The sequence below is a fragment of the Streptomyces iakyrus genome, from assembly GCF_000717055.1.
Classification (GTDB): Bacteria; Actinomycetota; Actinomycetes; order Streptomycetales; family Streptomycetaceae; genus Streptomyces; species Streptomyces iakyrus.
Window position 1 is genome coordinate 378,757 of record NZ_JNXI01000002.1, and the last position, 14,746, is coordinate 393,502.

A 14,746-nucleotide genomic window follows, 5' to 3' on the forward strand; every position below is an offset into this window, starting at 1 on the left:
CTCCCCGGGCGCCGCAGAAGCGAACCGATCCGTCTCCGCGGCCGCCGCCTGCGCGTGAGCCGCGGACGTATCCGCATGGAGAGATCATCATGGTGCGCGACAGCTACGCCCCCGTCCCCGGCCGGACCCCCGAGGAGACGCTGCACGCCTTCACCTCCCGGGCGACCGCCGATCCCGGCGTCGTCGGGCTCGTCCTCAGCGGCTCCCGGGTGCACGCCGGCATGCCGACGGTCCACTCCGACTACGACCTGCACGTCGTCGTGCGCGACGAGAGCGTGCCGGTCCTCGCCGCACTGGACCGCTTCCGCTCGGCCCACCTCGACCTCGTCGTCCTCACCCTCGCTCAGTTCCGCATCCGCGGCATGCCCGGCCGCCCGGACAGCTTCGCGCGGTACTCCTACGTCCACGCCGAGGTGCTGTTCGACCGGCTCGACGGGACCGTCGCCGGGATCCTCGACGAGAAGCGGACCCTTGGCGCCGACGAGGCCCGGGAGGCCTCCGCCGGCTGGCTCGACGCCTATGTCAACCAGACGTACCGCTCCCTGAAGAGCTACCGCGACGACCGCCCCGACCTGGGCCATCTGGACGCCGCCGAGTCCGTCCCGTACGCCCTGGAGGTGCTCTTCGCCCTGCACCGCCGGGTCCGGCCCTACAACAAGTACCTGCGGTGGGAGCTGGCGCGGCAGCCGCTGGGCGACCCCCGGTGGGACGCGGACCGGCTCCTGCCCGCCCTGCGGCGCATCCTGGCCGACGGGGACCCGCCCACCCAGCGGGCCCTGTTCGCCGGCGTCGAGGAAGCGGCGCGCCGGGCCGGTCACGACGAGGTCCTGGACGCATGGGGCACGGACCTGGGTCTCCTGCGCCCCCGGTGACAGCAACCGGCCCCGCCGGTCCGTGCCCCGTACTACGCTCGATCCCTCGAACTGCGCTGATGGACACCGAGAGGTAACCCCGAACTCCCATGCCCAGAGCCGGTCTCACCCCCGAGCGTCTCGTCGCGGCCGCAGCCGATCTCGCCGACGAGACCGGTTTCGAGCACGTCACCCTCTCCGCGCTGGCCCGTCGTTTCGGGGTGAAGGACGCGAGTCTGTACACCCACGTCCGGGGTCTGAAGGACCTGCGGACGCGTATGGCCCTGCTGGCCGGTGGCGAGATGATCGACCGGATCGCGGAGGCGGTGGAGGGGCGGGAGGCCGGCAGGGACACCCTGGGCGCCTTCGCCACCGCCTACCGGGCCTACGCCCTGGACCACCCCGGCCGGTACGCCGCGACACAGATCCGCATCGACCAGGATCTCGTCACCGGCTCCCCCGCACTGCGCCGCACGGCCGACGTCACCTACGGCATGCTCCGCGCCTACGGCCTGGAGGAACCCGACCTCACCGATGCCGTGCGCCTGCTGCGCAGCACCTTCCACGGCTACTGCGCCCTGGAGTCCACCGGAGCCTTCGGGGCGGCGCGTGACGTGCAGGCCTCCTGGGACAGGGCCATCGACGCCCTGCACGTACTGCTCCTGAACTGGCCGGGCGAGAAGGGGAAAGACATTGGCCGACCGCACCCGATCCGATGACAGGGCCGGTGCCATAGCCCAGCTCTACGCCCTCGGCACCGGCCCCTGGACCATGGTCCCCGTCATCCGGGGCGCCCTCGGCCAGATCTGGAAGCTCTCCGGGAACGGCCGCTCCTGGGCCGTGAAGGAACTCCTCTTCGGCTGCGACGAGGCCCAGGTCGCCCGCGAGGCCGCGCTGCGGGACTCCGCGGAGGGCCTGGGCATCGCGTCACCCCGCCTCCACCCCGCCCGGCACGGCGCGCACGTCTCCCGCGTCGACTCCCCGGGCGGCGGGTCCTGGGTGAAGCTGTACGACTGGATCGACGGCGCCGAGGCCGATCCCTCCGACCCGGCCGTCCTGGACTGGTTCGGCCGGACCATGGCGCTGCTGCACCGGGCCGGTGAGGGAGCCGTCGAGGGCCCGGGTGCCTGGTACGAGCGGTGTCCGGACGACGCCGAGTGGCAGGAGGTCGCCAAGAAGGTGCGCGACGCCGGCCTGACGTGGTCGGACGAACTGGACCGGTTCATCGCCACGTCCGTGCCCCGGCTCGGCCGGTGGGTGACACCCTCGGCGCCCGGCGGCCTGGTGACTTCGCACCTCGACCTCCGGCCCCAGAACGTCCTGGTCGGCCGGGACGGACCGGTCCTCCTCGACTGGGACAACGCCGGACCCGTCTCGGCGGAACGGGAGTTCGCGCGGGCCGTCCACGTCTGGTCCGGCGGCAACGACGTGGACATCGCGTCCGCTCGGCGCGTGGCCCGGGCCTACCGCGAGGCCGGTGGCCTGGCCGTCCCCACCGGGCCGGAGTCCTTCTCGATGCTCTTCGCCACGGCCCTGAACTACATCCACGTGCAGGCCGAGACGGCCGTCGCCCCCGGAGTCACGCCCGAGCAACGGGACTTCGGGGCCCGGCAGGCGGTGACCTGCCTGCGCGAGGTGCCCGACCTCGGCGCGGTCTCCCGGCTGGTCGCCGCGCTCGACACGTAGGACCGGGCGTCTCCGAAGTACGCCTCAATGGTGCGCCACGGGGTCGAACCCGGCGGGTGCCGGCGCGGCGAACCCCGCCACGTCGTCGTAGGACGGTGTCGCCCCCGTCGGCGTCCGGCCGGCCCGGAGGTCCGCCGCCGCCTCCAGGGCCGCGCCCAGCGCCCGCCGGTACAGCAGCGAGCCGAGGCTGACGCGGCGTACGCCGAGGCCCGCGAGGCGGGCGACGGGCGGGCCGCCGGGCGAGTAGAGGACGTTGAGGGGCACCTCCAGGTGGCGCACCAAGGTCTCGATGCCGCGCGGGTCCGTGAGGCCCGGCACGAACACCCCGTCCGCGCCCGCCTGCTGGTAGGCGTCGAGGCGCGCGAGGGTGCCGTCGCCGTCGCCCAGCCAGTGGGTGTCCGTGCGGGCGTTGACGAACAGGCCGGGCGCGGCCCGCTTGACCGCCGCGATCTTCGCGGCGTGCCGGGCGGCCGGTCCGAGGCCGTCTTCGAGGTTGATGCCGACCGCTCCGACCGCGTACAGCTCCCGCGCGAACTCCGCCACCTCGTCCGGGTCGTCGCTGAAGCCGCCCTCCGCGTCGACGGACAGCAGGAACGGCCCGGACCCGAGGGCGACGGCCAGCCGCAGCGTCTCCTCCCGGGTCGCCGCCGCCCCGTCGGGCAGACCGGCCGCCGCGGCGACGCCCAGGCTCGTCGTCCCGACCGCCGGGAAGCCCTGCCCCGCGAGAGCCCGGGCGGATGCGTGATCCCAGGCGTTCGGCAGGAGCAGGGGCTCTCCGGCACGGTGGAGGCCGGCGAAAGCGGTCCCGGCCCGGTTCGACGGCGTCTGCTGCGGTTCTGCGGTCATGCCGCCATGATGGGCCCGGTTCGCTTCGGCGCGGGCCGAACCGCGGCTGCCGCAGGATCGGCCTGGCAGCGATGGACTCAGCCGACCTGCACGCCCGCCCCGTCCAGCCGGACCCGCACCTCACCTCCCGTACTCCAGCGGACCGTCAGCTCCCCGTCCGCGGAAGCGGTTACGGCGACGGTTTCCCGCAGCGGGACGGGGTCCGCCTCGGCGGTGAGCCGGGCCAGGGCGACGAACAGGGTGGAGTCCCCGGCGGTGACGCCGGTGAGGTCGTCGTCGAGGCCGGCCGCGGGGAGCAGTTCCGCCCGGAGACCGTCCGGCGCGCTCCAGCCGGTCACGCGGACCGCCGTCCCCGGCTCCGCCCCGGCGACCAGATGCGCACGCACCTCCACCGCCCCGTGCGCCAGCACCACGCTCGTCACCCGGGCTCCCCCGCCCGCCGTGTGCCGGGACGCCGCCCAGCCCTCACCCGCGCCGAGCGGTTCGATGCCGGTGCGGCTCGGATCGCCGGCGACGAGGACGCTGTTGTCGTACGAGTCCGCAGGTGTCGTCACGGTGGAGTACGCGAGCCGCGTGTAGTACGGGTCGTAGCGGACGTCCTCACTGCCGTGGTTGTGGAGGCGGACCACGCCGTCGGAACGGGTGGACTGGAGCAGCCAGTTGGGCGGACCGACGGGGATGACGAAGTCCGCCCGTTCGGCGGGGGCCGGTTCCTCCGGTGCCGTCCAGACCTCGTGGTCGGGGGGCAGGAGCAGGCCGAGGAAGCCCTTGCTCGCCCAGTACGGGGAGGCCGGGCCCGAGTAGCCCTGCAGGACGGACGCGTCGGGGCCGTGCCAGCCGAGGGTGAGCAGGCCCCGGTCGTCCACCGCGCCCCGGTCGAGGAAGTACTTGAGAGCGCCGGAGGCCAGCCGCCGGGTCTCGCCGGGCGGCAGGGGCGTCCGGCCGGTCAGCGCGCCCAGCCAGAGCGGGGCCGTGGTGGCGAAGCGGTACGTCAGGGAGCGGCCCTGGTGCATGGGGGCGCCGTCGCCGCCGAACAGGCGGGCGTAGTCGCCGAGGTGCCGGGAGAGGCGGTCGCCGTACACCGTCAGCAGCCGTTCGTCCTGCTCCAGCCAGGCGTGCAGCACAGGGTAGAGGTGCATCGCCCAGCCGTTGTAGTAGTCGTACTTGCGGCCGTCGCCGTCGGTGTACCAGCCGTCGCCGACGTACCACTGCTCGACGCGTTCCAGGCCGCGGTCGATCGCCGCGCGGGACGCGTCCGGCTCGTGGCCGATCTCGGCCAGGAAGCCGCCCACGGTGACCGGGAACAGTTCCCAGTTGCAGGGCCAGGGCTCCGCCGTGAGGGCGTCGCCCAGCCAGGCGGCCGTCCGCTCGCGTACGCCCTCGTCGAGACGGTCCCAGAGGAGGTCGCGCGTGAGGCGGAGGGCCAGGGCGATGGAGGCCGCCTCCACCAGGGGCTGGCTGCGGTCCTCGATGCGGGGCCAGACGCCCGAGACGCCGGCGGCGAGCCCGGTCGCATAGCGCTCCAGGGCCTTCTCGTCTCGGCGGAAGGCGGCGAGCAGCAGGGTGCGGGCGTAGCCCTCCAGGCCGTCGGAGAGGCGGCCCGACCAGCTGGCCCGGTCGCCGGGCAGGAAGTAGAGCGCCCGGTCCTCGCTCGCGTACGGCTCCACGGCGGTGAGCAGGGAGTCGGCCGCCGCCTCCCAGTGGGCGCGGGTGTAGCCGGTGAACGGGGACGTCGTGCGGTCGGCGGGAGGCAGCTGCATCGGATGTCTTTCGTGCTCGGACCGGTGGATACGGATCGGACCTGGAGCGCCCCGGTTCCGGTCGGGGCGCCCCAGGGGTTCATCCCACCCTCACCTTGCCCTTGGGCACCAGATGCCGGGTGACGAGTTCGTCGCGGACCAGGGCCGCGTAGGCCGTCGCACCGCGCACGGAGGTGTGCGTGTTGTCCCGCGCCTCGTTGGTGAGGTACAGCGGCTTGGAGCCTTCCACGCCGAGGGACTCCACCAGCGCCTTGGTCTTCGCCGTGAGGTCGATCAGCGGAACGCCTCGCGCCGCCGCGACCGAGCGGATGACGGCCGGGTGGTCGACACCGAGGCCGTTGACCAGGAGCGCGGTTCCGTTGTTGAGCGTGCCGTCGGGGCTGAACCAACGCCGCACGATGGGAGTGACAAGGACCGGCTGTCCGCCCCGCTCCCGGACGCCCGCGACCAGGGCCTCCAGGTTGGCCCGGTAGGTGGCCTCGTCCGTGGTCTTGTCGTTGTGCGCGAGCTGGACGAGCACCAGATCACCGGGGCGGATCAGGGGCCGTACGGTGGCCCACAGCTGCGGGTTCCCCAGATACGAGACCGTACTCTCCCCGGAATCGGCGTAGTTGGCGACAGACACCCCCTCGCGGAGGTACTGGGGCAGCTGCTGACCCCAGCCGGAGTACGGGTCGCCGGGCTGGTCGCAGACGGTGGAGTCGCCGACCAGGAAGATCTGGCGGGCCTGCCGGGCCCGGGTGACCCTGATGTCGGCGAGGGCCGGGGCGGAGCCGCCGATCCGCAGGTCCAGGCCGGGCGTTCCCGCGGGGCCGGTGGGCTCGCCCTCGGGGGTGCGGACGTTCACCGTGAAGCTGCGGGTGACGCGTTCGCCGGCCGGTACGGCCGTCTCCGGCAGCAGGGAGCGGCGGGTCTCACCGCTGACGCTCGTGCCGGACGCCGCCTGCCCGCCGAGGGTGACCCGTACGTCGTAGGTGCCCGGTGGGACGTCGAAGTGGCAGGTGCCGGCCGTGCAGTGGGCGAGGCCGCGGCCGCCGTTCCCCCCGCCCGCGTGGGCGGGTGCGGACGACAGCGCGGTCCCCAGGGTCACCGCTGCCACGACGGCGATGCTGAAACGTCTCACTCCGGGCTCCTCCCAGCACACGACAAGACCTGGAGGGGGACCGTACCGCTCTGAGCAAGCGCTTTCTAGACCTCGAGCAGCATTCACCAGATCTCCGGCCGTGCATGAGTGAAAGCTCTTTCACGAAGCGGCAAGACGGCGGCCTTCCCCTGCTGCCTCCGGAAGGACCAGACGTTCAGCGTCCCGGCGTCCGCCTGGAGGGCGGACGCCGGCCAGGGTCATGTCCCGCGCGTCCACTGCTGGTTGGTGCCTCCGTTGCACGTGTACGTGATGAGCGCGGCGCCGTTGGCGGTGGACGCGCCGTTCGCGTCGAGGCACTCGCCGCTCGCGCGGGACTTGACGTTCACGTACGAGCCGGTGGTGGTCAGCGACCACTGCTGGCTCGTCGCGGTGGAGGCGCAGTTCTCCTGTGTGACCGTGCTCGCGTTCTCCTGCACACAGAGGCTGCTGTTGCGGACCATCAGCTGGTAGTAACCGCTTCCGACGGACTTGAACCAGTACTTCTGGTTGGCGCCGCCGTTGCAGTCGTACTGCTTGAGCTGGGCGCCCGCCCAGAGCGACTGGCTCGTGACGTCCGCGCACTTGGAGGAGTGGCGGGCGATCAGCGTGTTGTACGTGGCGGCCGTGCCGGTGACGGTTCCGGCCGCCGTGTCGATGGTGACCTCCGGCGACCAGGACATGGACATGGTGGTCGAGCCCGAGAAGGTCAGCGGCAGCCACACGTACCGGGAGTCGTTGACGGTGCCGCCGAAGGAGTTGCCCCAGCGGTCGCCCATGTAGAGGTACGAGGTGCCCGAGCTGCCCTGCACGGGCAGGACGAACGCGGTCTGCGAGCCATACGTCGTCGAGTCGCCGACGTTCTTCATGGCCGACCAGGGCCCGGCGATGTTCGTGGCCGTGGCGTACTGCTGCTGGTTGGGGTTCCAGCCCGTGGCGCCGGAGGTCAGCATGAAGTACACGCCGTTCCGCTTGAACAGGGCGGGGGCCTCGCGGTGTCCGCCGGGCCAGGGGTTGGCGACCAGGCTCGCGATGCCGGTGTAGTCGGCGGTGAGGCGGTAGATCTGGAGGTCGTAGTTCTCGCGGGCGGCGGAGATCATGTAGCCGGCGCCGTCGGTGTCGGTGAAGACGGTGATGTCGCGGGACATGTGCTGGCCGAGCGGCCGGAAGCTGCCCTTCCAGGTGTAGGTGCCGTCGACGGTGTCGGAGACGGCGACGGCGGCGCGGGCCTCGCTGTAGTCGGTGCCGTTCTCCTTGTGCATCCACATGACGAACTTGCCGGTGGAGGCGTTGTACATGACCTTCGGCCGCTCGATGTTGGCGGTCGCGAGCTCCGGGTCACTGGCCTCGGTGAGGACGTGGTTGCGGAACTCCCAGTTCTTCAGGTCGGTCGAGCGGTAGGCGTCGACGTACCGGAAGGTGTTGTCGGCGTTGCGGTGCTCGCCGAACCAGTAGTAGTAGCTGCCGACCTTGAGGACGCCGCCGCCGTGCGCGTGGACGGGGCTGCCCGAGGTGTCCGTGAACTGGGTGCCGTTGGTGATGGTCTGGGGCGCGGCCTGGGCGGGTCCGGCGGTGGCGAGGGCCGTGAACAGGCCGAGGCACAGGGCGAGGAGGGTGGCGTACGCACGTCTCATGTCAGTCGCTCACTTTCACCGCGTCGGCGACGGGGACGCCGAAGTCGGGGGTGCCGTCGCGCTTCCAGCCGAGTTTCTGGACGCGGGTGTGGCGGTTGGGGTCGTTCAGTGGGTCGCCGTTGATCTCCTTGTACTGGCGGGCGTGGTAGACGAGGACGTCGGTGCGGCCGTCCTCGGCGACGGTGAAGCAGTTGTGGCCGGGGCCGTACTGCTTGGTCGTGTCGTTGCTGGTGAAGACCGGGCTCGGCGACTTGCTCCAGCTCAGGGGGTCCAGGAGGTGGCTGTCGGCGTCGGCGGTCAGCAGGCCCACGCAGTAGTTGAAGTCGGTGGCGCTGGCTGAATACGTCATGAAGAGGCGGCCGTTGCGCTTGAGGACGTAGGGGCCCTCGTTGACCTTGAACCCGATGCACTCCCAGTCGTACTCCGGGGTGGAGAGCCGCACCTGCGGCCCCTTCAGGGTCCACGGGTTCGCCATCTCGGAGAGGAAGATGCCGGTGTTGTTGTCCATGCCGGGCTCGTGCTGGGCCCAGGCGAGGTAGCGCTTGCCCCGGTGGGTGAAGGTGGTGGCGTCCAGGGAGAAGGTTTCCCACGCCGTCTTGATCTGGCCCCGCTCCACCCAGGTGCCCTTGAAGGGGTTGGGGTGGGCGTTCTCCAGCACCCATATCCGGATCGCCCAGACGTCCTCGGCGGGCGCGGAGGCGAAGTAGATGTACCACTTGCCGCCGATGCGGTGCAGTTCGGGCGCCCAGATGTGGGCGCCCATGGGGCCGGTGGGGTGGGCGCGCCAGATGACGGACTCGTCCGCCGTGCCGAGTCCGCCCAGGGTGCGGGAGCGCCGCAGGATGATGCGGTCGTACTCGGGGGCGGTGGCGGTGAAGTAGTAGAGACCGTCCTTGTGCCGGTGGATGTGCGGGTCGGCGCGGTTGCGGACGAGGGGGTTCACGAAGGGGGCCGGCTTGGGGCGCCCGGCGGGTGTTCCGGCAGCGGTTCCACCCTGGGGCGCCGCCTCGGCGACGCCGGGGAGGGCGGGGACTGCGGCCAGGGCACCGGCGGCTGCGGCGCCCTTCAGCAGCAGTCTGCGGCTGGGGGGTTCGGGCAGAGCGTGGTCGCGGTCGCGGCTCATGCGGTGGGGCCTGCCTCTCGCTGGGGGGACACACGGCGTCGTCGTCCAATGCGCCGTCTGAGATTTCGAACACCATCTGTCATTACGAACGGTGGAAAGGTAAGGGGGTGACACGAGCAGGTCAACGGGTCTGACGGGACGAACCCGTCCGGCCCGTTCCGGAAACGGCGGCCGCCGAAGTTTCTGTTATCGAAGGGGACATGGCCCGTCTCCGGTGATGTGCCCCGCCTCACCCACACCACAGCAGCGGCCGCGGGCGTCCTCGCGGCGGTCGCCTCTCTGCTCACCGCTCCCCCGGCGGCCGCCGCCGGCCCCCGGGACGTCACGGCCGACGTGCTGGCCGGCCGGAGCGTGAGACTCGACGGCGACACGGTCGTCACCGTGCCGCCCGGGACGACGACGTACGACGGCGTCTTCCGCGGCGAGGGCACGCTCACGGTGCGCGGCGGCGGAACGCTGGTCCTCACCAGGGACAGCGACTTCACGCTCCCCGAGTCCCGGCAGCGGCAGCAGGTACGGACGCCGGGCGGCCATCACCCGTACGTCACCGTCACCCATCCCGACCCGCCGGCGGTCACGGTGGAGCGGGGCGCGACGCTCCAGTACGGCAACGGCGGTACGACGGGCCTGATCGGCCGCTTCCCGTACGACACCCCGGCGTTCCGCCTCAACCAGGACAACATCCGGGTCGACGGCACCCTGCGGCTGTCGCTGAAGAGCGCCTACAACCTGGGCACGATCAGCGGCTCGGGCCTGATCACGCAGCCGCGGTTCCTGTGGGGCACGTGGGACCTGTCGGGCACCCACTCCTTCTCCGGGGTGATCGACAACGGCACGCAGGCCAACGCCGGACGGCCCGAGTACGCGACCTCGCTACCGCGCGTGCGCAAGATCCTCAACCAGGGCACCTGGACGGTCGACACGCCGCTGGGCCGGACCGTCACGATGGGCATGGACTTCTACCAGCGCCAGTACGGCAGCGACATCAACGTCCAGTCGCGGCCGGGCGGGAAAGTCGTCCTGACCGGGCAGTACAGCTGGTCGGACCAGGGCGGTGACACGGACCCGTCGCTCAGCGACCCGGCCCTCAACTGGACGCCGGCCCGCAGACACGTCAACAAGCGCGGCACCAACATCAAGGGCGCGGACGTCCGGTGGGGCGACGGCACGACCGCCCGGATCTTCATGCCGGGCACGGCGGAGACCGTTTACATCAACCTGCTGGCGGCCCGCTCCCGCTCCCGGCTCACCTTCGACTACAACGGCCCGGTGACGCTCGGCGCCCCCATCGGCGGCGGCCGGTTCCACGACACCCTGTCGGCCCCCGGCGCGGGCGACGTCGTCATCGCGGGCACCCCCGGCAACGACGTGACCTTCGCGGCCGTGCAGTACTACGACGGCGCCACCACGGTGGAGAAGGGCGCGGTCCTGCGCCTGGGCAGCGGCGAACGGGGCGGCGACGGCGGCCTGTACACCGGCGGCGCCCACTACGGGCTCGTCAACGACGGCTCCCTGGTCCTGCGCAACCGGACCAGGCCCCTCACTCTGTCCCGCATCGGCGGCAGCGGCTCCCTCACCCAGTCGGGCACCGCCCCGACGACCCTGACGGGCCGGGCGGTGACGTACACCGGGCCGACGACGGTCTCCGAAGGCACCCTTGCCCTGCGCGACGGAGCCGCTCTCACCCGCAGCAGCTCGATCCGGCTCACCTCGGCCGGCGCACGGCTGGACGCGGGCCGGCCGGGCCTGCGGGTGGCGACGACGCTGACCGGCAAGGGCACCGTGAGCGGCACGGTCGCCAACGACGGCACCGTCACGACGGGCCTCACCGTCGACGGCCCCTACACCCAGAGCCCCGAGGGCACACTGGTCCTGCGGGACAAGCCGCTGACGGTGACGGGCCGGGCCCGGCTGGCCGGGCACCTCGACGTGCCGGCCGCCCCTCGCGCGGCTCGCGAGATCACCGTGCTCGACAACAAGGGCAAGGCCGCTACCTCGGGGGCCTTCACCGGCCTGCGGGAAGGCGCCCTTCTGAAGCGGGCGGACACGCCCTACCGGATCAGTTACCGGGGCGGCGACGGCAACGACGTCGTCCTGACGGCCGTCACCTCCCCCGGCCGCTCCGCCCCTGCCCCGGCCGCCCCGGTCCCCGCGAACCCGCGCAGCGCCGGCGTCTCGAAAGCCGTCGGCTTCGGCTGGTGGCCCTACGCCCTCGCCGCCGGCCTGACCATCAGCCTCGCGGTGCCGGTGGCGGCACTGCGGGGGCGGGGCGGCCGCCGGGGCGGACGGCACGCGGGCCGCGCGCGGCGTTGACCCGCCCGGTGCTCACAGCTCCGCATCCCCCCACACCGTCACCGTCACCTCGTCCCCCACCGCCATCCGGCCGGGCCGGAGCACCGCGTACTTCGTGCCGAAGGCGACTCCGCCCTGGGCGGCGCGCCGGTAGGCGGCGAGGGTGCGCAGGGGTTCCGGGCCCGCTCGGGTGGCGGTGTGCTGGTCGACCAGGGTGACCGCGCAGCGGATGGCGAGTTTGGCGTAGCCGAGGTCGGTGTCGCCGATGCGGAGGCGGTGGGCACGGTCCTCCGTGTGGGGGGCGTCCCAGCCGTCGATGACGATGTTGGGGCGGAAGCGGTTCAGTGGGAGGGGGTGGACGCCGCGGGCGGTCAGCCGGGTGTTGAGGTGGTCGAGGGTGGAGCGGGAGATGACGTGCAGGGCGCTGCTGTCGGCGTAGCCCGAAGTGCCGGGTGTCCGGCCGTCGGTCACCCGGTCGTGTTCCGGTGGTGTCCGGACCAGACGGCTCGGTGCGCCGAGCACGTACGTGAGCCAGTCCGCCGCCTCGTCGCCCTGGTCGATGCCCTGGTAAGCGGTTCCGAACAGGTCGACCTTCCGACGGGTGCCGGAGGTGTCCACCCGGAGGTGGAGGGACGCGGCCCCGGGCGCGGTGAGCGCGAGGTGGTCGCCGTCGGGGGTGATGCGGGGCCGGATGACGGCCAGCAGCGGGTCCCGGCGCTGCGTCCGGTACACGCCGTCCTCACTGACGACCATGAAGCTGCGGTCGTGCGCCAGTCCGGCCGGCGTCAGCAGCGCCTCATCGGCCGACGTGCCGGCGCAGCCCTTGACCGGGTAGTACGACAACTCGACGACGCGTGCCATGACCTTCCCTTCCGTTGCGGGCCTCAGCGGCCGCTGGGGGCTTCGGGGAATCCGAGGCGGGGCGCCAGTTGGCGTGCCTCGGCCGCCCATTCGGCCAGGAAGGCCAGGGCCAGGCCCCGTTCCCGGTAGCGGAGTGCGGCCGGCACGGTGCCCTGGCCGCCGTAGGCCACCTGCTCCTCCTCCGCCCGCGCCAGCATCAGGGCCGTGAGCCAGTCGTACTTCACGGCGGAGGCGCACACGCCGAGTCGTACGAGGTGTTCGTCGCCGCGCCAGCCGCTCTCGCGCAGGCCGTGCAGATAGGCGTCGTACGCCGACTTGGCCAGGCCGGGCAGTTCTGCGGCGGGCACGAACAGGTCGAAGACGGAGGCCGGGAGGTAGTTGCCGAGGTCCTCGCCGAGGGCGCCGTCGCCGGTGAACGCCCAGTCGAGCAGGACGGCGGCGCCGGCGCCGCCGGAGCTGACGTTCGCCGGCCACTGGTCGAGGTGGCACAGGGCGCGGGGCAGCGACTCCATGACCGTGAGGAACCACTCGCGGTCGTGGTGGAGGCGGACCATGTCCTCGCGCAGGCCGGGCGGGAAATGCCGCCGGACCAGGGGGTGCTGCCACGCCTCGTCGGTGTCGAGCAGGGCCTCGCCCGTCGTCTTCCCCGCCGTGTAGTCCCGCAGGAAGCGCTGGGAGAGCCAGGGGGTGTCCTCCCCCGCGCCCACCGCGCCGTGTGCGGCGCCCAGGCGGTGGGCATAGTCGACGTGGCGGCTGAGGGGCCAGGTCGTCGCCGGTTCGCCCGGCACGTCCTCCAGCCACAACGCCACGTCGCCGTCCGGGCGTTCGGCGCACTCCAGCAGCCGGGGCGCGCGGATGCCGTGCCGCTGCCAGAGCCGGGCGAGCCCGGACCGGTAGACGTACGCCTCGCGGCGCCAGAAGTTCCAGTGCCGCGGGTCGTTGGAGGCCGACCACGCGACGCTGGTCTCCTTCGTGCGCGTCAGCACCTTCAGGACGGCCGAGTGGCCGCCGCCGGTGACCCGCCACACCCCGGCCGTGACACCGTTGGACGGGTTGTGCGGGAGCGGCTCGAACACCGCCTCGTGCGCCGGGACTCCCAGGACCTCACGGACTTCGGCATGCGCTGCAACGACCTCGGGCATCCCCCGATGCTATGCCGCCGCCTCCGCCGTGTCCTTGCGTCCCCGCAGCCACACGTACACCGGGATACCGGCGAACAGGAACAGCACGCCCTGGTACACGGCGGCGTACCCGGCACCGGCGATCAGCCAGAACGAGAAGCCGAAGGAGAGCACGGCGACCGTCAGGTCCCGGGCCAGGCCCGCGGGGCGGACGCGCTCGCGGGTTCCGCGGGCCAGCCAGTACAACTGGGCGGCGGCCGACAGCAGGTAGGGCACGCAGCCCGTGAACGTCGTGATCAGGACGAGGACGCGGAAGGTGGTGTCCGGGCCGGCCGTGTAGTTGAGGCCGATGAGGAGGGTGCCGAGGACGGCGCAGGCCCACACCCCGAAGCCCGGGACGCCGCCCTTGCCGAGGCGGGCGAACGGCGCGGGGAAGAGGCCGTCGCGGGCGGCGGCGTACGGCATCTGCGCGGCCATGAGGATCCAGCCGTTGAGGCAGCCGGTGATCGAGGCGACGGCGACCAGGGCGATGGCGGTGCCGCCCCAGCCGCTCCCCGTGATCGCGTTCACGGCATCGGCGAAGGGGGCGCCCGAGTCGACGAGCCGGTCGTGCGGGACCAGTCCGAAGACGGCGACGGTGCCGAGGACGTAGACGAGGGCGGAGGCCAGGGTGCCGAGGACGCTCGCGCGGCCGACCGTGCGCTCGGGCTCACGGACCTCACCGGCGCTGACGGCGGCCGACTCGACGCCGAGGAAGCTGTACAGCAGCAGGGCGGCGGAGGCGGCGAGCGCCCCGGCGACGCTTTGACCGGATGCGTTGAACGGGCCGAAGTTGTCCGCGTCGACGAAGAACAGGCCGACCGTGGCGAGCAGGAGCAGCGGGACGAACTTCAGGATCGTGGAGACGACCTGCACCGTGCCGACCCAGCGTGTGCCCGCGAAGTTGGCGGCGGCGGGCAGCCAGAGGGCGGCCAGGGCGACGAGGGCCTGGAGGGCGTGGTTGCCGTGCAGGGGTATCAGGACGTCGACGTAGCCGACGACCGCGACGGCCAGGGCGGCGATGCTGACCCAGCACATCGTCCAGTACGACCAGGCCGACAGGAACCCGGCGAACTCGCCGAAGGCGTCCCGTGGGTAGACGTAGAGGCCGCCGGTGACGGGGCTGCGCCGGGCCAGCTTGCCGAAGAGCAGCGCGAGCAGGACGGCTCCGACCGAGAGCACGAGGAAGGCGAGGAGGCTGACCGTGCCGTAGGGGGCGACGGTGGCGGGCAGGGCGAAGATGCCGCCGCCGATGATGTTGCCCATGACGAGGGCCGTAGCGGCGGCGAGGCCGAAGGTGCGGCGGGGAGCGGGCGCCGCGGGGGTGGCCGGCTCGGCGGGTTCGGTGGCCTCGGTGGGGCTGGGGACGGTCATGAGGGTTCCTGTACAAGCGGAGGGGGAGGGTCCTGATCG

General features: G+C 72.6%; 12 protein-coding genes. 4 read left to right on the forward strand and 8 right to left on the reverse strand.

What is annotated here, in order from left to right; genetic code table 11:
• Window positions 1–89: 89 nt before the first annotated feature.
• From OO68_RS04220 to OO68_RS04230, 3 genes are all read left to right on the forward strand, one after another.
• Window positions 90–872: a hypothetical protein gene (locus OO68_RS04220; RefSeq protein ID WP_051814408.1), complete on the forward strand. Its 783-nt coding sequence runs from the start codon at window positions 90–92 to the stop codon at window positions 870–872.
• An 89-nt stretch (window positions 873–961) separates the two neighbouring features.
• Entirely contained in the window at window positions 962–1,570 is a 609-nt protein-coding gene (locus OO68_RS04225) for a TetR-like C-terminal domain-containing protein (protein WP_033306711.1), read from the forward strand.
• A 52-nt stretch (window positions 1,571–1,622) separates the two neighbouring features.
• Window positions 1,623–2,537, forward strand: a complete 915-nt coding sequence (locus tag OO68_RS04230) for a phosphotransferase enzyme family protein (protein ID WP_051814439.1) — start codon at window positions 1,623–1,625, stop codon at window positions 2,535–2,537.
• A 24-nt stretch (window positions 2,538–2,561) separates the two neighbouring features.
• Here the strand turns inward: OO68_RS04230 and OO68_RS04235 are convergent, their stop codons facing one another.
• From OO68_RS04235 to OO68_RS04255, 5 genes are all read right to left on the reverse strand, one after another.
• Window positions 2,562–3,383 carry an isocitrate lyase/PEP mutase family protein gene (locus OO68_RS04235; RefSeq protein ID WP_051814410.1) on the reverse strand — a complete coding sequence of 274 codons (822 nt, stop codon included), beginning with the start codon at window positions 3,381–3,383 and terminating at the stop codon, window positions 2,562–2,564.
• A 77-nt stretch (window positions 3,384–3,460) separates the two neighbouring features.
• Window positions 3,461–5,143, reverse strand: coding sequence for a DUF2264 domain-containing protein (locus OO68_RS04240; protein WP_033306713.1), 1,683 nt, complete (start codon window positions 5,141–5,143; stop codon window positions 3,461–3,463).
• 79 nt (window positions 5,144–5,222) lie between these two features.
• A complete protein-coding gene (locus OO68_RS04245) occupies window positions 5,223–6,266 on the reverse strand; it encodes a rhamnogalacturonan acetylesterase (protein ID WP_033306714.1) in 1,044 nt (347 codons plus the stop codon).
• 218 nt (window positions 6,267–6,484) lie between these two features.
• On the reverse strand, window positions 6,485–7,897 hold the full coding sequence (locus OO68_RS04250) for an RICIN domain-containing protein (protein WP_033306715.1): 1,413 nt from the start codon (window positions 7,895–7,897) through the stop codon (window positions 6,485–6,487).
• Window position 7,898: 1 nt separating this feature from the next.
• Window positions 7,899–9,020: a glycoside hydrolase family 43 protein gene (locus OO68_RS04255; protein ID WP_033306716.1), complete on the reverse strand. Its 1,122-nt coding sequence runs from the start codon at window positions 9,018–9,020 to the stop codon at window positions 7,899–7,901.
• Between the two features lie 219 nt (window positions 9,021–9,239).
• Between OO68_RS04255 and OO68_RS04260 the strand changes: the two genes are divergently transcribed.
• A complete protein-coding gene (locus tag OO68_RS04260) occupies window positions 9,240–11,333 on the forward strand; it encodes an autotransporter-associated beta strand repeat-containing protein (protein ID WP_033306717.1) in 2,094 nt (697 codons plus the stop codon).
• 12 nt (window positions 11,334–11,345) lie between these two features.
• On the opposite strand, the gene OO68_RS04265 is transcribed toward OO68_RS04260, so the two are convergent.
• From OO68_RS04265 to OO68_RS04275, 3 genes are read right to left on the reverse strand one after another with little or no spacing between them, the layout of a single operon-like run.
• Entirely contained in the window at window positions 11,346–12,173 is an 828-nt protein-coding gene (locus tag OO68_RS04265) for an MOSC domain-containing protein (protein ID WP_033306718.1), read from the reverse strand.
• Between the two features lie 23 nt (window positions 12,174–12,196).
• Window positions 12,197–13,315 (reverse strand): aminoglycoside phosphotransferase, encoded by a 1,119-nt coding sequence (locus OO68_RS04270; RefSeq protein ID WP_033306719.1) that lies wholly within the window; start codon window positions 13,313–13,315, stop codon window positions 12,197–12,199.
• Window positions 13,316–13,324: 9 nt separating this feature from the next.
• Entirely contained in the window at window positions 13,325–14,707 is a 1,383-nt protein-coding gene (locus tag OO68_RS04275; RefSeq protein ID WP_033306720.1) for an amino acid permease, read from the reverse strand.
• Window positions 14,708–14,746: the final 39 nt, after the last annotated feature.